Below are 16,832 nucleotides of genomic sequence, written 5' to 3'. Positions count from 1 at the left end.
GTCTGAAATCTGTATAAAACAGTTTGGAGATCTCGAGGGCAGTTGAGGGCCACTTCTAGGACCTGCGGAACGCTAATAATCGAACTTTCAGGGATGGTGAGTGTGGACGAGCATTCCGCCGGAGCGGTCGTCTTCAGGGACGGTGCTGACGGGCGGCGGTATCTCCTGCTCCAGAACGGAGGCCGCTGGGACTTTCCGAAGGGCAATAGGGAGGAGGGAGAGGGGGAGCTCCAGACCGTCCTCAGGGAGGTCGCCGAAGAGACAGGGCTCACGGACGTCTCCGTGATCCCTGGGTTCAGGAAGGTTATCGAGTACTTCTACAGGAGGGGGGGCAAGGACGTCCACAAGCAGGTAATCTATCTCCTGGCCAGCACGAACAGCGAGAACATCAAGATCTCCTTCGAGCACCAGGGCTTCGCCTGGTTCTCATTCTCCGACGCGATCAAGCGCGCGTCCTACGACAACTCGAAGATGACCCTGAAGGAGGCCGACGGGTTCCTAAGGGGAAAGGGCCCGGACGGCGCTGCAGATCAGTACTGAACGAGAGGGTGGGGCTGCGACAGCCGTACGACCTTGATGTAGTGGAACCCCGGTTCGTCTGTCCTCTTTACGAAGGTGGTCTCGGTTATTTTGTCGTAGGAGTACCTCAGGAACCCCGAGGGCTCCGCATCAGAGTGCGTGTAGAAGAAGATGGAAGCTTCCTCATAGTCGTCTATGCGGGCGAAGGTCCCCAGGACCCACCCCGGCCCTTCCTTGTAGGCAAAGAGCGGAAGCGGCGGTTCCTCGAAGAGGGTCTTGTAGGCTCCCACTTTCACGAGGCTCGGTATGTTCTCCACCTCAACCGACATGAACTTGTCGCTAAACTCCTTCTTCGGGTCGAGCATCTCCGGCATCTTCTGGACTCGGATGACAGGGGCATAGAGGTAGGACGCGTTGCTGGCCGAGTTCACGAGCTGCACTTCCTCACCGTCTCCCGTCGTCCTGTAGGCAAGGAACTCGTCCACGTTGGGCGAGTCGAAGTAGTAGAATATCGGGGTCCCCATGAACAGGTCGGCTTGGGCCGCAATCCTCGTGGCCTTTCCTGCCTTGAACGCGAACAGCGGAAACGGCGCCCTTTCCAGCGCGCACGATAGTCGCCCGAGTTCAACCAGGGACTCGAGCCCGACGTAGCAGGCGCCTCCTATCCTCTGCTCATTCTTCTTGGGCAAGCGAACCGTGTCCTTCGAATGCCCGTTATAAGCATGAACGACCTGAAACGGGTCTCAGCCTAAATGGCCGGGCCTGAGGTCTCTGGGCGTGGAAGACTGGAGGCAGGAGACGGCGGACGACCTCAGGGACGCGGAACTGAGGATCGAGGGGGTCATCCCTGGAATCCGCGGCGAGCCCGACACCGGCCAGCTCCGGTCTGTTTGGAGGGCGTACTTGGACGTGGAGAAGAGCATCGCGTTCATCCGGGTCGACTTGGACGAGGAGAACCCGGGGCGCTTCATCTCCCAGAAGCAGTACTCGGTCCCGGACGAGCGCCAGGCGCTTCAGTTCTCCCTGAAGAGCCTAAGGAAGGGCTCACAGAGCTTCGCCCTGGGCGACTTCCGCCAGGCCCTTAAGGAACTTCGAGAATCCAGGAACTACCTTAGGGTGCTGTTGAAAGAGAAACGGCGTTTAAAGACGAGGACTGCGAAGGGGAAACATGCCTAGGCTTCTGATTCTTCCTTCTTCTTCTTGGCGCGTGGCTTCTTGGCTGCGCCCTTCTTCGGCTTCTGCGCCTCTTCCTTCTTCTCGCCCTCGGGTGCTTCCTCCTTCGCCTCCTCTGGGGCGGGGGCTTCGGGCGCCTCCGGCTTGGCCTCCTCCTTCTCTTCCAGTTCTATCTCTTGGACGGTGAGCTCCTTGCCAGCGACGAATACCCTGTAGTTCTTCCGGATCCCGTTCATGTACATGAACCTCTTGATGTAGGTCTTGACGTCCCTGGGCTTGACCCCTGCCCTCAGGCTCCCGTCGTCGATCTCAATCGAATCTCCAGACACCGAGGGGGCGGTCCCGACCCTGGGCTCGAGGAACGTTGCGAGTTCCTGACCCTTCTCCTTCATGGTGCCCAAGGATATTTTCAACTTAACCCACCCACTTGCCCGATTGGTTATAACGGTTTTCGCTATCCGCCGTACCTTCGCGTCCTCGTCTGATAGGTGCGGATGGCCCGCATCAGGTCAATCTTCCGAAACGCCGGCCAGAAGACGTCCATGAAGACCAGCTCGGAGTACGCCCCCTGCCAGAGCATGAACCCGCTCATCCTTTCCTCCCCGGAGGTCCTGATGATGAGGTCGGGCTCCTGGTTCGGCAGGTAGGACGTGTACAGCCTCTTGCCTACGGTGTCCTCGGTGATGTCCTCGGGCCTCAACTTCCCGTTCTTCACGTCCTGGGCCACCGACTTCACCATGTCTGTGATCTCCGCCCTCCCGCCGTAGGCGACCGCGATGTTGAGGTAGTGGTCTCCGAACCCCTCGGTCTTGCGCTCGATGGCTTCCAGCAAGGCCCTGATTGAGTCGGGGAGCAGCTCCAGCTGGCCTATGGCCCTGACCTTCACCCTGTACCTTGTGATGCGCTCGTCGTTGAGGAGCCTGGCGAGCCTCGCTTCGATCAGTGAAAAGAGGTCCATCAGCTCCTCCGTCGACCTGTCCAGGTTCTCAGTGGACAGCACGTAGAGGGTCACGGTCCTGATCCTCAGCTCGTGGCACCAGTCCAGGAGCTCCTCGGCCCTGTCCGCTCCTTCCTTGTGTCCCGCTCCCTGGGTCAGCCCCTGGCTTGCGGCCCATCTCCTGTTTCCGTCAAGGATTATCCCGATGTGGGACGGCACCCCTTCCGACTCGACCTGGGACCGGAGCCTCCCCTCGTAGATTTTGTAAACGCCGAGCATCTTCAGGGCCGAATCGAGCATGGACTACTCCTTTTCTGGCGCGCCCTTGGTCCTGACCCGAGGGTAGACTGTGATCGTTATGGTGAATATCGCGGCCAGGCCGATGAGGACAAAAGCGATCAGGGAATATGCCGACCCCGTCGTCCCTCCTATGAGGAAGGACGAGAACACCCTCACGGGGATGTAGAGGACCGCGAGCTCGACGAGCACATACCCGTCCCGCCTCCACCTCGGGCTGTCTCTGGCAACGTGAGACAGGAGGGCCCCCGCGGAGTAGATCGCGATGCCGGCCCAGATCAGCAATAGGCTCCCCTGGATCAGGTACCCCCCCAGGGTTGCCCCGTAGGTGAAAAGGAGGGAGGGGTCGCTGGCTACTGCGCTCGCGTCCTTCGGATCGTTGGCGAGCATGCTCCCGTATCCAGTGAACAGTCCCGCCAGCACGATGATCGCGCCGCTCACCATTGCGAACAACCGGATGTACCCTGTGGGTCCCCTCTGGACGAGGCCTGCGACCGTCCTGTCGACATTGAATCCCCGGATGAGGAAGGCGCCCCCCACGATCAGGAGCGTCGCCAGCTCGGCTTCAAAGACCTGGTGCGCGATTATCAGAATCCCAGCGAGTATGAGGATGATTCCCGGGACTCCCAGCGACCACCTCGAATAGCGCGTGTCGAAGACGAGCATCCTGAGATACCTCCCCAGGACCTGGTAGGTCTCCTCCACGGTCTGGCTGTGCTTTACCGCGACCCTCTGAACCGAAACGATGGGCTTCAGGCTCTGGATGATGGGTATGACCTGCTCGTCCTCCCCCCCGTCGGACACAAGCACGACGCCACTGTAGTCGGCAGCCCTCACCACAAGTCGTATCTCCTTGCCGACGCGCTTGTCCGCATCGAATCCCCCGTTCGCGTCCCCGCAGACTATCGCCACTTCGCACAGAGAACCCTTGCCCACTAGCTCGTCGTACTTCCTGACCGACGCGAAGATGGCGTTGGCGTCGGCCTCTTCGGGGTCGGCCAGTGCCAGCTTTGTCGCCGCCGCGAGGACCGCCTCCCTGCCCACAACCGGGGTTTCGACCTTCGCCTTCACCCCTAGGTCGTCGTCTCGGTCCACGCAGAGGATCAAGTATCTATCAGGATTGCCTGCGATACTCATCGAGTCTCAAACGACCAAGATGATACTTAAGTCTAGACCCAAATGGATTCGTTTCTCGTCTGATGGAGATAGCCTTAAGCCGCGTATCGAGTTCCCGCCTAGGCGTTGTAGGTTGGAGATACAGCGCCCCTGGTTGAAGTCACAGCCCCCAGAAGTCTACTCCGAGGAGCCGCCCCCGTCGAAGCCGGTCCACTCCCTCCTTTCCGATTCTGCGAAGCGGTCCCCCAACAGGACCTCTGTACATTATCAAGGGAGGAGCTTTTCCTATTCCCAGGTGGACGACCTCTCGTCGAGGTTCGCGACCGCATTGGCCTCCCTGGGGGTCAAGAGTGGAGACCGGGTCGCACTCTTCCTCCCCAACATCCCCCAGTTCGTGATATCCTACTTCGGAATCCTGAAGGCAGGAGCCATCGCAGTCCCCTGCAACCCGCTCTACAAGGAACTTGAACTTGAGCACCAGCTCCTCGACTCCGGCGCCGAGGTCATCGTCGCTGCCAACGACATCGTGAAGGGGAACGACCTGTTCAGGAGCCTGGAGCTGTCTCGGCCGCGCCTCAAACTCAGACATGTCATCGCGACCAGCGTGACCGACTACCTTCCACCCCTGAAGAGGAGGCTCGCCTTCGTAGCGGGGGTAAAGAACGTCCGGCGCGACAACACGCTTGATTTCGTCACCCTGGTGAAGTCCAGCACGCCCATGGCCGAGCCTGCCCGGGTAGACCCCAAGGCCGACCTTGCCCAGCTGCAGTACACCGGAGGGACGACCGGGGTCTCCAAGGGGGCGATGCTCACCCACTACAACCTCTACTCGAATGCGATCTACATGGCCAGATACCTTCCGATGCGAGAGACGGACGTGTCCCTGGCCGTCCTCCCGCTCTACCACATCTACGGCCTGAGCGTCTGCATGAACGCCCCACTTTCGGTCGGAGGGGAGACGGTCCTCCTGCCTAGCTTCCACGTCGAAGAAGTGATGAAGATCATCCAGAAGAGGAAGGTGACGCTCTTCAGCGCGGTCCCCACAATGTACATGGCGATAAACAACAACCCGAAGTCCAGGAACTTCGACCTGAGGTCCGTGAGAGCCTGCGTGTCAGGAGGCGCAGCGCTTCCGGGAGCAGTGAGGAAGAACTTCAACGAGCTTACCGGCGGGAACCTCGTCGAGGGGTACGGCCTCTCCGAAACGAGCCCGGTCACCCACTGCAACCCAGTCAGCGGGGGAGTCGTCAAGGACGGATCCATCGGAGTCCCCTTCCCGGAGACGGACGCGGCCATAGTGGACATAGACGACGCCGGCAAGTTCCTTCCCCAGGGCTCAATCGGGGAAGTCGTCATCAAGGGACCCCAGGTAATGAAGGGCTACTGGAACCAGGGCGCCGAGACCACCGCAGCTTTCCGAGGGGGTTGGTTCCTAACCGGGGACATCGGCCGCATGGACGAGGATGGCTACTTCTACATCGTAGACAGGAAGAAGGACATGATCAACGTCGGCGGCTTCAAGGTCTACCCCAGGGACGTGGAAGAGGTACTCTTCTCGCACCCCGCAATCCGGGAGGCGTCAGTCATCGGGATGCCCGACAGCTTCAGTGGCGAAGGGGTCAAGGCCTTCGTCGTCCTGAAGGACCCGGCTGCGAAGCTCACGGAGGCGGAGGTGATTGCCTACTGCTCAGAGAAGCTCGCGAAGTTCAAGGTCCCGAAGAAGGTGGAGTTCGTCAAAGAGCTCCCCAAGACCCTCATCGGCAAGGTCCTCCGCCGAAAGCTCAGGGAGCCTCCGCCTCAATAATCATCGAGACTGCGTTCCCCCCGCCGAGGCAGAGGGTGGCCAGGCCCGTCGACTTCTTCTCTCTCTTCAGGGAGTAGATCAGAGTGGTCAGAACCCGGGCTCCGCTGCATCCGATCGGATGTCCGAGGGCAACCGCCCCGCCGTTAATGTTGAACTTCTCTTCAGGCACCCCCAGCTCACGCCTCACGGCTATGGACGCGGTGGAGTAGGCCTCGTTGTGCTCGAACAGGTCAATGTCCTCCATGGTCACCTTCGCTTTCTTCATCAGGGCCCTGGTCGTGGGAATGGGAGCCTCCATCACCCGGGCTGGCTCCAAGCCGCCTGTTCCGTAGGCAACGATTCTTGCGAGCGGTCTGACCCCCAGCCTCTCCGCCGCCTTCTCCGAGGCCACCACCAGCGCAGAAGCTCCGTCGCTGAGCTGAGATGAATTCCCTGCGGTAAGGATCCCTCCGGCCTTGAACACCGGCTTCAGCCTGGCTAGGGTCTCCATGGTCGTGTCCTCCCTGATGCATTCGTCCTTCAGGAATTCTTTCACCTCGCCGTCCTCCCTCTCCACATCGATCTTCACAATCTCCTTGTCGAAGAGCCCCGACCTCGACGCCTTGGCCGCCTTCGTGTGGCTCGCATAGGCGAACTCGTCCGCCTCGGCCCTGGTTATCCCGTACTTCTTCGCAATGTGCTCCCCTGTCACTCCCATGTGGTAGTCGTGGTAGGCGTCCCAGAGCCCGTCGTGTATCATGGCGTCCAAGATCCTAGCGTCCCCGAACTTCACCCCCCAGCGCTCTCCTTTGACGAGGTGAGGCGCGTTGCTCATGCTCTCCATCCCCCCAGCCACTACTATCTCGCAGTCCCCCGCCTTCACCGACTGGGCGGCAAGCATCACCGCCTTCAGCCCCGAGCCGCAGACCTTGTCTATGCTGAGCGCACCGATGCCGAAGGGCACCCCCGCGAGTATCGCAGTCTGCCTTGCCGGGTTCTGGCCCAGTCCCGCAGAAATGACGTTCCCCATGATTACTTCGTCGACGCCCGAAGGGTCGACCTTCGCCCTGCGCAGAGCTTCCTTGACGGCCGCTGCACCGAGCTTGGGTGCGCTCACGCCCACCAGGCTCCTTCCGAATTTGCCGATGGCCGTCCTGCAGGCAGAGATGATTACCGGGTCTTCCATATGCCCACTGTTCGACTCCTGGCGATAATAAACGACTCGCACCCTACTAAAGCCGTATCCCTAAATAACCACAAAATGCGGGCCGAAATCGACGATGCAGAAGCTCAGCAAGATCTGGATGGACGGGAAGTTCGTCGACTGGGACGACGCGAAGGTCCATGTCCTCACCCACGGCCTCCACTACGGATACTCCGTCTTCGAGGGCATAAGGTGCTTCTCGACACCCAAGGGCCCCGCCATCTTCCGGCTCCCCGAACACCTGGAGCGATTCGCGAACAGTGCCAAGATCTACAGGATGGACCTGGGCTACTCCCAGGACGAGCTGAGCGAAGCCTGCATGGAACTTGTTCGACAGAACAAGAAGAACGAGTGCTACATCCGGCCCATCGCCTTCAGCAGCTACGGGGAGATGGGTCTAAGCCCTCTCAAGAGCAAGATATCTGTCTCAATAGGCTCCTGGGAATGGGGGCTCTACCTCGGAAAGGAAAGTCAGGATGGAGGTGTGAGGGCCCACGTGTCGAGCTGGGTCAGGGTCGATTCGAGGGCGTTGCCGGTCCAGGCAAAGTGCTCGGCAAACTACGCCAACTCCGCCCTGGCGAAGATGGAGGCGGTCGAGGCGGGCTACGACGAGGCGATAATGCTCAACAGCCACGGGGTCGTCGCCGAAGGGCCCGGAGAGAACATCTTCCGGGTCAAGGACGAGATACTTAGCACCCCGCCGGCAAGCTCAGGGATTCTGAGGGGAATCACCAGGGACACGGTCATCCAGTTCGCGAAAGACCTGGGGATAACATTCTATCGGAACGACTCGACCAAGGAGGAACTGTACACCTCAGACGAGGTCTTCTTCAGCGGGACGGCCGTGGGCATCGGCAAGGTCCGAGAGGTGGACGGGCGGACGATAGGGAACGGAATCTACCCGATAACAGACCGGCTTCGGAACCTCTACACCCGCGTGATACACGGCAAGGTGAAGAGGTATTCGAAGTGGCTGACCCCGGTCAAGGCCTGACTCCGCCGCGTTGCTAAACAGATTCTGCGCCCTGATTCGTGCCCTGGTCGCTGTTACTTTCGCTGGGACGTCTTCCGGCTGACTGGGACAAAGTGAACGTCGGAGATCAGGTAGCGCGGCGCCTTCCGGAACTCTGCCTTCACCTTCATTCCGATGAAGATGTCTTCCTCCTTTGCCCCGACCAGCCTCGAAAGAAGGAGGGAGTCGACACCGTCAAACTCGACCAGTGCCAGATTGAAGGGGGTCTCCTTCAGGAACTCCTCGCCTCCGAAGTAGCATGTGGTCCAGGAGTGGACTTTCCCTCGGAGGGGTAGCTTGAACCACTTCGTCTCATGGCCGCAGTTCATGCAGTGGCTCCGAGGCGTCGCGTACCTGTAGTGGCAGTTCGTACATTCGCTTCCCATGAGCTTCCCCTCGGCGAGCCCGAGGAAGAACTCCGAGTCCTGGGCATAGCTGTGGATGTAGTTGATGCTGTAGGGCGAAAGCACCACCAGGTCGGACGTCCCGGTCGGGTTCTTGTAAATGGCCGCGCCTGACTTCTTGACCTCCGCTATCACGTCCCTGAACCTCGCGAACTTCTTCGGCCCTGCCATGTCAGACCCTCTCCAGGATGCTCACCGTAACCGCGCTTCCTGTGCCAGCGTGCGAGTGAATCAGGCCCCGCTTCGCCCCCTTCACCTGCAGCCTGTCGTTTCCGAAGTGCTTTCCTATCGAGTTCTGGAGCTGCCAGAAAGCGAACACTCCCTGCATGATCCCCGTGGCCCCCACCGGGTGCCCGCAGGCGATGAGCCCCCCCGACGGGTTCACCGGGAGAGTTCCCTTGTGCGGGAGCTCGAACCCGTAGTCGACGTCCTTCAGGAACGGATGCCCTTGGCCGACGAAGTCGTAACCCTCCCCGTACCTGCAGAGCCCGATGTCTTCGTAGGTCTGTATCTCGGAGCTCGCATAGGCGTCGTGGAGCTCGACGAAGCTTATTTCTTCCAGCGGGTTTCGTATTCCCGCGTTCTTGTATGCCTCCAGGGCCGCGGTCCTCCCCGCCCGGAAGGAATGGACTCCGGGATACTTCAGGTCCGAGTAGTATTCCTCGGTCTCCCACGGGAAGAGGGGGACCTTCCCCTGGGGCCTATCGGACAACCGCATTGTGTCCGTGCCGCAGCCGACGCCCTTGATCAGCACCGGATGCTCGGTGTACTTGAAAGCAACGTCTTCCGAAGCCAGAATCATCACCGCGGCGCCGTCGCTCATCGTGCAGACGTCGGGCCTGTTCAACGGGTGGGATATCATCTCCCCGGCGAGGGCCGCCTTCATGGTGAGCTTCCCGGGGTATTGGGCATAGGGATTGCTTACGGCATTCACGTGGTTCTTGACGGAGACCATGGCCATCACCCTCTGCGCCTCCTCGGTCGCAGCCCGCTGTGCCTTCCTTTCGTCCTTGATCCCTGCGAACTTCTTCCTCCTCAGGAATTCGTAGATGTGGCGCTGGACCATTAGGGCGTAGTACCCCGTGTAGAAACCCCCCACCGGATAGTCGAAGTTGGTGTCAGATGCAAGCGCAATGAACTCGTTCCCCTTCCAGGTCTCCACGCTGGACATGGTCTCGAACCCTGCCACGAGGCACACTTCGTTCCTCCCGCTGGCTACGGCCTCCCAGCCGGCCTGGATTGCCTGGCCTCCCGTCGCCCCTCCCCACTCGATCCTCCTGGAATCCTTGGGGTTCAGACCGAGGAAGTCCTGGACCATAGAAGCTGCCTTCAGCTGCCTTGCGAAGTGGTCAGAGAAGTAGGAGATTCTGCTACTGTCGATGTCCGAGCGTTTCAGCTTCGGGACGTCGTCCATGGCGTAGTCGTAGGCCCTTTTGACCATCAGCCGGAAGTCCATCTCGGAGTGGGCCTTGGCGAACTTCGTGACCCCGCCGGAGACTGCGTAGACCTTCCTCTGGCCCGGCACGCCGACGACGGCGACTTGAGAGGTATTAATTTCCTTCCACTTACGCACTCAATCCCCGGGGCCCGAGGCTAGGGGTCGCGCAACCATTGAGGAATCGGAGCCTGAAGGGCCAGGTCTCCATCACTCGCGCTTCGAGCCGCTGGCGACCTTCCTTCCCCCGGCCCGCTGCCGTCCGAGCTCCACAAAGAAGTCCAGTGAAGCCGGGTCGGAGACCGAGTCCCTGTTCAGGACCTTGGTGGGGTCCTCTCCCATCAGGATCTTCTTGATGGGCACCTCCAGCTTCTTGCCATTGAGGGTCTTCGGCACCGAGGGGACCTCGACGACCCTGTCTGGGACGTACCTGGGAGAAATGTCGGCCCTAATCCTCGAGCGCACCCTCGTCTCCACTTCGGCGTCGAGCTTCCGCCCAGGGACCATGGAGATGAAGAGGATCATCTCACCTCCCTCCCCCGGCCCCTCCAGGTCAATGGCCATCGACTCTGCCACCTCGGGGATTGATTCCACGGCCCTGTAGATCTCGCTCGTCCCGATCCTCACCCCCAAACGCTTTATCGTCGCGTCCGAGCGGCCGTAGATGATGCAGGTGCCCCTCTTGGTAATCTCAATCCAGTCGCCGTGCCTCCAGACTCCTGGGAAGAGGCTGAAGTAGCTCTCTCTGTACCTGCTCCCGTCGGTGTCCCCCCACAGGTAGAGGGGCATGCTGGGGAGGGGTTCCGTCAGCACGAGCTCCCCAACCTGACCAAGGACGGACCTCCCCTCGTCATCGAAGGCCTCCACCTTCGCCCCAAGGCACCTGCATTGAATCTCCCCCGAGTGCACCGGAAGGATGGGACAACCCGCCACGAAGGGGGTGCAGACGTCAGTCCCCCCGCTGATGGACGCCAGCCACATGTCTTCCCTGACCCCCGAGTACACCCATTCGAAGGAGTCCGTGGATAGGGGAGACCCTGTGGAGCCGATCCCCCGGAGCCTCTTCAGGGCGTAGGAAGAGCCCGGGCTGAGGCCCGCCTTCGTGCATGCAGCAAAGTAGGCTGCGCTCGCGCCCATGAATGTCGTCTGGGTGTGGTCTGCCAGGTCCCAGAGGGCGTCGAGGTCGGGGTAGGAGGGGCTTCCGTTGTATAGGACCACCGACGACCCATGCAGAAGGCCCCCCATGATGTAGTTCCACATCATCCAGCCCGTCGTGGTGAACCAGAACAGCCGGTCGTTCGGCCTTATGTCGTTGTGCAGCGACAGCTGCTTCAGGAGCTCGAGCAGGATCCCCCCGTGCCCGTGGACGATCGGCTTCGGCATCCCAGTCGTCCCCGACGAATAGAGAATCCAGAGCGGATGGTCGAAGGGGAGGGACTCATACTCCGGCGCCTCCTTTCCTGCGACCGCATCCTCCCAGGGCACGGCGTCCTTCAGGGGAACGCCTTTTTCCCTGCCCCTGACATGGATCATCCGCTTCAAACCCGGGAGGGACCGCGTGACAGAGTCGACCGTCTCGGTCCTGTCGAACCACTTCCCCCCGTAGGCGTAGCCGTCGGCCGCGATCAGCACCTTCGGTTCGATTTGGCTGAACCTGTCAACCACGGCAGGCGCGCCGAAGTCGGGGGAACAGCAGGACCATATGGCGCCGACGCTGGCGCTCGCCAGGAAAGCGACGACGGCCTCGGGGGCATTGGGGAGGAACGCAGCAACCCTGTCCCCGACTCCGACCCCCATCTCTCTTAGGCTAGCGGCTAGGGAGCTCGTCTTCTTCTCGAGCTCCTGCCAGGTCATTGTCTTCTCGGCCCTTCTCTCCGTTTTCGAGACCAGGGCGACGTCCTCCCTCTTCCTCCCAAAGACGTGCTTCGCGAAGTTGAGCTCCGAGCCCTCGAACCATCGTGCTCCGGGCATCCGCTTCTCGCCGAGGACCGGGTAGTCCGCATCCGCCACGTCGAAGTACTTCCACACGGCCCCCCAGAAACCCTCCAGGTCCTGCACCGACCAACTCCAGAGGTCGTTGTAGCCGCTGAAGGAGTGACCCCGCTTGTCCAACCACTTCATGAAAGTCGCGAGGTTCGTCTTCCGGGCGACGGCCGGGTCCGGTTCCCACAAGAGCTTCCCTGCCGTCATTCTGGGCGAGCAGAGTCTTCCGTGGCTATAAGAGAAATTCGTCTTCCTGCCCGCTCGCCCAGACGGTTAGGTCACACTATCGGTCGGACGATGAAAATCGCCAGGTCCCAGATGAAGTGGCTCGCGAAGCTCGCCTGAAGTCCCCTCCCGTAGAAGTAGGTCACCCCCCAGACCAGGTCGGTCGCGAAGGTCGCCCCCACCCAGAGGGGGTTCAGGGTCACGACATGAATCGACGCGTCAAGAAGCGCCACCACAGGTGCCGCCCCAACTCCCATCCTCTTCTGGAGCCTCTCCTGGACGACACCGCGGAAGAACGACTCGAATCCGGCTGAGTCGAAGAGGAGGAGCCCCACCTGGAGGTACAGCGGGTTCGACGGGGAGGCGATCAGGGAATAGATGGACGTCTCCGAGGCCGAAGTCATGCCGAACGGATTGAGGGTGTCGACGGCGACCCCTCCTAGGAGGAAGACCAGGTAGAGGAGTGCGGCGCTCGCCAGCCCCACCGCCACCGCCGCGTATCGAAGCTGTGCCGGGGCCCGGAGACCGAGCGCGAGGGCCGCTGCGAGCATGCAGGTTGTCGAGACGAAGGTCATGACGACGAAGTATTCCCGCGGAAGCGCGAAGAGTGCCACCATGGACACCACGACCACCGCGGACCCCGCTGCGAGCCTCGAGATTGCGGCCAAGGTTCAATGGGTGCGCCATGTTCGTGATAAAGCCCTATGGTGCCCTGCTACATCCCAAAGGTCGAAGGGTGCTAACGTTAAGACCACCCTGCGAAAGACCATGGTTAGCAATGGACCCCAAGACCGCGTTCCTCTCCACGAGGCCCTGGTCCTTCACCATGACCTTCTCTTCGGTCACCATGGGGACGCTGCTGGCTGCCCTCGCGGGCCACTTCACCCCACTTCTCTACGTGCTCACCCTCGGTGGGATGGTCGCCTTCCATGCCGCGACCAACGTCCTGAACGACTTCTTCGACGTTAGGCACGGGGTCGACAGAGAGGGGACGGGCACGACGAAGTACAGGGTCCATCCGGCCGCGTTCGGACAGACGCCGCTGACGACGATCCTTGGTTTCTCCTTGGGTCTGTACGCGCTCACTTTGCTTGCGGGCCTCTATCTTGCCTCTGTCAGCAACCTTTCCATCCTAATGGTGCTCGGGGCCGGCATAGTCGGAAGCGTTTTCTACACTGCCGACCCGGTGGTCCTCAAGGCCCGGGCCCTCGGCGAGGTGACCGTCTTCGCCATGTGGGGGCTCCTCATTCCGCTGGGGTCATACGTGGTGCAGACCGGCGCCTACTCCTGGGCTCCAGTGCTGGCCGCCCTGCCGATCGGGATCCTGGTGGCCCTGGTGCTCTTGGCCAACAACATCCGCGACATCGCCTACGACGGGTCGATGAAGAATCGCACGCTCGCCGTAGTCCTCGGTGCGCCCACCGCAGCCAAGGTCTACGCCGCCCTCCTCGGGCTGACCTACCTGCTGGTGGTCGCGGGAATCGTCGCGCAGACTCTATCGGTCTGGTCGTTTGTGGTCTTCCTCACGGCCCCCGCGGCGCGCCGTCTCGTCAGGATGTTTGACGGCCCCATCCCGGACAACGCAGACCCTCGGACGGCGGCCCTGGCTTTTCAGTTCGCTCTCCTTTACATGGGGTCACTGCTGCTCTCTATCTTCCTCCAGGTCAAGCTCCCGATCTGAGCGCTTTGTTCGAGGCGGCCGAGACTCGGCTTACTCCCTAGTCTCTGGCTCGCGCCAGTTCGCCCATGGCGTACTCGACGTTCCCGATTGGCATGGCAATGGGGAGGGTCACACCTGCCTTCGCATAATCCTCCAGCCTCTCCGAAGCGTGGTCTCCGTTGCCTGTGATGGTTAGCGACTCGATCGCCTGGTCGGGGATCAGCCGCTTCGCCTCTGGGAGGTCCCCCCTCTTCCACGCTTCTTTCATTGGCTTCACTTGATCCTCGGTTACCCCGTAGGGAGCGAGGACCTCTGGACGCACGACCTCCGAAAGCTGGTAGAGGAAGAAGTAGTAGTCCCTGACCGCCTGTGTGGCCTTCCTCGGGTCGGGGTCAAGGGATGTCAGCATGTACGAGGCCCTCTCCACTGACTTGCCTCTCTTGGCCTCCCCCCTCTTCACGTTTCCCACCATGCGCTCGGTCCCCCAGGCGCTGTTCAGGGCGGGAGAAAGTATGACGCCGTCCGCGACGGTCGCGGCGAATGCCTGGGTCTTGGGGGAGAGAGACGCGATGAAGATTGGGACCTCGCTCGCGACCTTGAACCCCAAGGTCAGGTTGTGCACCTGGAAGAATTCGCCCTCGAAATCGACCTTTTTCCCTTCCCAGACCATCTTCACCACCTGGACGTACTCCTTGATGCGACGCATAGGTTTGGTCTTCTCCACAGGAAAGATCTGATGGCCTATCAATGGAATCGTAGGGAAGCTTCCGAGGCCTATCCCCAGAGTAACCCTACCCCCAGAAAGCTCCGAGAGTGTGGCGAAGGTCGTCGCGGCAGTCACCGGGTGCCTAGTGAAAGTATTGATCACCCCTGAACCCAGCCGTAACCTGGTCGTAGCCGCAGCCATGGCCGAAAGGTAGGTGACCACGTCGCGCTGGAACAGGCTTTCGTGCATCCAGATCGAGTCGAATCCCAGCTTCTCGGCATTCGAGGCGAGAAGGGCCGCCTCTGCCATGCCCAATACCGGGTTGAAACCGAGGGCGATTCTCAAACCATGCGACTCGGTTCTGGACTTGCTTTAAGCGTTCGAGCGCTTTTTGACGCGAAGGAGCCCAAGGACCTCGCCCATGTCCTTCTCCTCCTCGAGCTTCCACAGCCGCCTGAGGGCATCCTTCGCCCGTGCCTTGCCAAGGTGCCCTCCGCAGAGGCCAAGGAACTTTGCCTCCACGTCCTCCTTGGACATCGGGTTCCTCGGATGTCCCCTCGGGACGTCGACCTGGGCCTTTGCCTCCTTCCCTCCCGCCTCCCTGACCCTGATCCTGTTGGGCATCCCCCTATCGGGGTACTTAGCCGTGAGCCCTGGGTCCTCGACGACCCTGATCTTCTCTAGGAAGGCGATGTTCGCAGGGTCTTTGAGGTTGCGCGCGGAGTAGGTCGAGTTGTCCACCTTCCCCCTGAGCAGCGCCATCCCCACGATGAACGGCAGGCTGTGGTCGGCGGTCTCCTTGGTTCCCGGGGCCCACTTCTCCCTGCCCTTCCCTAGGATGGTGTAGCCTGCCTCGTGTGTCTCCACCAGCACGGATTCCAGGCCCCGGACGTCCTTGACTTTCTTTCGGACCTCGAGGGCCGCCCAGATGGCTGACTGCGCGTGGTATTCCGCCGGCCAATACTTCACGTAGGTTTCGTTGACTCTGTAGCTCCCCCTTCTCCCCCCGAACGACTCGGTGTCGAGATCGAAGGGTCCCGACACCTGTTTGAAGAAACCCATCTCCCCTTCGAAGATGGGGGCAGGTCCGGTCATCCCCTCCCTCGCCAGGGTCGCCGCGAACACTCCGTTCCTTGCGGCGTTGGCGAACGAGGCCCCTTTCCACATGGAGAGCTCGCCCGCCCTCACCTGCCTCATGGCTATGTGGCCGTTGAGCGCGATGTTCACTGAATGGGTCGCCTCCTTCCTGCCGAGCCCCATCAGCTTCGCGGCTGCCAGGGACGACGAAACGAGCCCGTAGTTGACGTGGTCCCAGCCCCGGTGCCTGATGTCAGCCGCGTCGCAGAGCCTGCACTGGATTTCGTAGGCTGCCACGGCCGCTGCGATGAGGTCCTTCCCGGTCGAGCCTTCGGTCTCGGCCACTGCGAAGCACGGAGCCAGGTTGTCGCTCGGGTGCGCCGGCTCCTTCGAAAGGTAGGTGTCGTTGAAATCGAAGTAGCGAACCATCAGCCCGTTGACGAAGGTCGCCAGGTCGGGTGAGGTGCTGAAGGCGGTCCCCAGAATCGTTGACCCGCCGCCCCGGCTCAACCCCTCCACTGACCGTCTTGCGATCCTGACGGGCTCTTCGTAGAATGCTCCGATGGCACAGCCGAGCGCATCCACGATCCTCGTCTCCATCTCCTTGACCGTCCTTCCGTTCAGGCCGGAATACTTCGTCGAGAGCACGTACTGCGCCAGCCGGTCGGCTAACTCCACGCCCTGGCCGTCGCGTCGTCCCACTTTAGGAATTCTCGTCTCAGCATGAGAACCATTAAATCCCTCCCAAAATCGGAGCATCCGAAGTCTCTCATCTTGGCGATATACAGCGCCGAACACAGGCGGCTGATGGAGATATTCTATCCCGATGGTCACGAAGGGTACTCCGAAGTCCTGTCCGCCCTGGGGGAGTTCATGGAGAAGGAGATTCTCCCGGTTTCGCCAAAGCTCGACAGCGGCGTCATCTCGATCAAGGGGCCCCGAAAGGCGCTCTTCGACCAGGGGATGTGCCAGATACCCTTTCCTGCGGAGTACGGCGGGCTGGGCCTCCCATTCTCGGTTTATGCCAACGCCATCGAACTCCTGGGGACGGCCGACGCCTCGGTGGCGCTGAGCGTCGAGATCCACAACGCAGTAGCCGAGGGCCTCCACAGGTTCGGCAGCGATAGCCAGAGGAAGAAGTACCTGGCGCGCATCATCTCGGGCAAATCCCTGGCCTCCTTCACCCTGACCGAGCCCGCCTCAGGGTCCGACGCGGGGACCATGGCAACCACCGCGGAACGCAAGGGGGGCGAGTACGTCATCAACGGCTCCAAGATGTTCATCACCAACGCGGGGGAGGC

Annotated in this window: 17 protein-coding genes; 6 read left to right on the top strand and 11 right to left on the bottom strand. The window is 61.2% G+C overall.

The features are described from left to right. The first annotated feature begins 42 nt into the window (after positions 1 to 42). On the top strand, positions 43 to 540 hold the full coding sequence (locus tag OK438_08070) for a bis(5'-nucleosyl)-tetraphosphatase (protein ID MDA4125381.1): 498 nt from the start codon (positions 43 to 45) through the stop codon (positions 538 to 540). Here the strand turns inward: OK438_08070 and OK438_08065 are convergent. Next, complete coding sequence (locus OK438_08065; protein ID MDA4125380.1) at positions 531 to 1,208, bottom strand: hypothetical protein; 678 nt, start codon at positions 1,206 to 1,208, stop codon at positions 531 to 533. The two genes, OK438_08070 and OK438_08065, sit on opposite strands and share 10 nt — an antisense overlap. Positions 1,209 to 1,296: 88 nt before the next feature. On the opposite strand from OK438_08065, the gene OK438_08060 reads away from it, so the two are divergent. Continuing rightward, entirely contained in the window at positions 1,297 to 1,695 is a 399-nt protein-coding gene (locus OK438_08060; GenBank protein ID MDA4125379.1) for a hypothetical protein, read from the top strand. Here the strand turns inward: OK438_08060 and OK438_08055 are convergent. Genes OK438_08055 through OK438_08045 form a run of 3 tightly spaced genes read right to left on the bottom strand, consistent with a single transcriptional unit; the run spans position 1,692 to position 4,063 of the window. Further along, positions 1,692 to 2,105 carry a hypothetical protein gene (locus OK438_08055; protein MDA4125378.1) on the bottom strand — a complete coding sequence of 138 codons (414 nt, stop codon included), beginning with the start codon at positions 2,103 to 2,105 and terminating at the stop codon, positions 1,692 to 1,694. The genes OK438_08060 and OK438_08055 overlap by 4 nt on opposite strands. Before the next feature lie 41 nt (positions 2,106 to 2,146). After that, on the bottom strand, positions 2,147 to 2,929 hold the full coding sequence (uppS, locus tag OK438_08050) for a polyprenyl diphosphate synthase (protein MDA4125377.1): 783 nt from the start codon (positions 2,927 to 2,929) through the stop codon (positions 2,147 to 2,149). 3 nt (positions 2,930 to 2,932) lie between these two features. Then, positions 2,933 to 4,063 (bottom strand): DUF373 family protein, encoded by a 1,131-nt coding sequence (locus OK438_08045; protein MDA4125376.1) that lies wholly within the window; start codon positions 4,061 to 4,063, stop codon positions 2,933 to 2,935. A gap of 112 nt (positions 4,064 to 4,175) precedes the next feature. Between OK438_08045 and OK438_08040 the strand changes: the two genes are divergently transcribed. Further along, positions 4,176 to 5,846, top strand: a complete 1,671-nt coding sequence (locus tag OK438_08040; GenBank protein MDA4125375.1) for a long-chain fatty acid--CoA ligase — start codon at positions 4,176 to 4,178, stop codon at positions 5,844 to 5,846. Here OK438_08040 and OK438_08035 read toward each other — a convergent pair. Continuing rightward, the gene (locus OK438_08035) at positions 5,824 to 7,011 is read right to left on the bottom strand and encodes an acetyl-CoA C-acetyltransferase (GenBank protein MDA4125374.1); all 1,188 of its coding nucleotides are present in this window, start codon (positions 7,009 to 7,011) and stop codon (positions 5,824 to 5,826) included. The two genes, OK438_08040 and OK438_08035, sit on opposite strands and share 23 nt — an antisense overlap. Before the next feature lie 94 nt (positions 7,012 to 7,105). Here OK438_08035 and OK438_08030 point away from each other — a divergent pair, with 94 nt between their 5' ends. Next, the gene (locus OK438_08030) at positions 7,106 to 8,023 is read left to right on the top strand and encodes a branched-chain amino acid transaminase (protein MDA4125373.1); all 918 of its coding nucleotides are present in this window, start codon (positions 7,106 to 7,108) and stop codon (positions 8,021 to 8,023) included. Positions 8,024 to 8,076: 53 nt separating this feature from the next. Here OK438_08030 and OK438_08025 read toward each other — a convergent pair whose 3' ends face one another. The 4 genes from OK438_08025 to OK438_08010 all read right to left on the bottom strand — a co-directional run bounded on the left by OK438_08025 (position 8,077) and on the right by OK438_08010 (position 12,756). Beyond that, positions 8,077 to 8,616 (bottom strand): Zn-ribbon domain-containing OB-fold protein, encoded by a 540-nt coding sequence (locus OK438_08025; GenBank protein ID MDA4125372.1) that lies wholly within the window; start codon positions 8,614 to 8,616, stop codon positions 8,077 to 8,079. A gap of 1 nt (position 8,617) precedes the next feature. Continuing rightward, entirely contained in the window at positions 8,618 to 10,018 is a 1,401-nt protein-coding gene (locus OK438_08020) for a thiolase domain-containing protein (GenBank protein ID MDA4125371.1), read from the bottom strand. 72 nt (positions 10,019 to 10,090) lie between these two features. Further along, positions 10,091 to 12,070 (bottom strand): acetoacetate--CoA ligase, encoded by a 1,980-nt coding sequence (locus OK438_08015; protein MDA4125370.1) that lies wholly within the window; start codon positions 12,068 to 12,070, stop codon positions 10,091 to 10,093. A 71-nt stretch (positions 12,071 to 12,141) separates the two neighbouring features. Continuing rightward, complete coding sequence (locus OK438_08010) at positions 12,142 to 12,756, bottom strand: CPBP family glutamic-type intramembrane protease (GenBank protein ID MDA4125369.1); 615 nt, start codon at positions 12,754 to 12,756, stop codon at positions 12,142 to 12,144. A gap of 110 nt (positions 12,757 to 12,866) precedes the next feature. Here OK438_08010 and OK438_08005 point away from each other — a divergent pair, with 110 nt between their 5' ends. After that, positions 12,867 to 13,769, top strand: coding sequence for a prenyltransferase (locus OK438_08005; protein MDA4125368.1), 903 nt, complete (start codon positions 12,867 to 12,869; stop codon positions 13,767 to 13,769). 37 nt (positions 13,770 to 13,806) lie between these two features. On the opposite strand, the gene OK438_08000 is transcribed toward OK438_08005, so the two are convergent. Together OK438_08000 and OK438_07995 are read right to left on the bottom strand one after the other, a co-directional pair. Beyond that, on the bottom strand, positions 13,807 to 14,799 hold the full coding sequence (locus OK438_08000) for an LLM class flavin-dependent oxidoreductase (GenBank protein ID MDA4125367.1): 993 nt from the start codon (positions 14,797 to 14,799) through the stop codon (positions 13,807 to 13,809). Positions 14,800 to 14,826: 27 nt separating this feature from the next. Continuing rightward, positions 14,827 to 16,209, bottom strand: a complete 1,383-nt coding sequence (locus OK438_07995; GenBank protein MDA4125366.1) for an MmgE/PrpD family protein — start codon at positions 16,207 to 16,209, stop codon at positions 14,827 to 14,829. A 45-nt stretch (positions 16,210 to 16,254) separates the two neighbouring features. On the opposite strand from OK438_07995, the gene OK438_07990 reads away from it, so the two are divergent. After that, the coding region (locus tag OK438_07990; GenBank protein ID MDA4125365.1) for an acyl-CoA dehydrogenase family protein at positions 16,255 to 16,832 on the top strand (578 nt) is incomplete at its 3' end.

The sequence above is a fragment of the Nitrososphaerota archaeon genome (assembly GCA_027887005.1).
Lineage (GTDB): Archaea > Thermoproteota > Nitrososphaeria > Nitrososphaerales > Gagatemarchaeaceae > UBA183.
Note: the sequence above shows the minus strand (reverse complement) of the source record. Positions and strands in the feature narration are given on the sequence as shown.